Annotated in this window: 1 protein-coding gene; it reads right to left on the bottom strand. The window is 60.0% G+C overall.

All coding sequences use genetic code 11. From position 1 onward, the window contains the following. A partial coding sequence (locus QK290_RS18565; protein ID WP_282332138.1) for a cbb3-type cytochrome c oxidase subunit I occupies window positions 1-440 on the bottom strand: 440 nt, incomplete at both ends.

Below are 440 nucleotides of genomic sequence, written 5' to 3'. Positions count from 1 at the left end.
CCGATGGTGGAGAACTGGTTCATCCAGGCGAAGTTGTCCTCCACCAGATAGTCGGCGTAGCGGCGGGGCATGCCCATGACCCCCAGCCAGTGCTGGATGAGGAACGTGCCGTGGAAGCCAAGGAACAGCATCCAGAAGTGGATCTTTCCGAGGCGCTCATTCAGCATCTTGCCGGTGAATTTGGGCCACCAGAAGTAGAAGCCTGCGAACATCGCGAACACCACTGTGCCGAAGACCACGTAGTGGAAGTGCGCCACCACAAAGTAGGAGTCAGAGACGTGGAAGTCCAGCGGCGGGGACGCCAGGATGATGCCGGTCAGGCCGCCGAAGAGGAACGTGATGAGGAAGCCTAGGCTCCACAGCATGGGGGTCTCGAATGTAATGGACCCCCGCCACATGGTGCCGATCCAGTTGAAGAACTTCACGCCGGTGGGGACCGC

This window comes from Pseudarthrobacter sp. AL07, from assembly GCF_029960665.1.
GTDB lineage: Bacteria > Actinomycetota > Actinomycetes > Actinomycetales > Micrococcaceae > Arthrobacter.
This window is presented reverse-complemented; position numbering and strand designations above follow the sequence as displayed.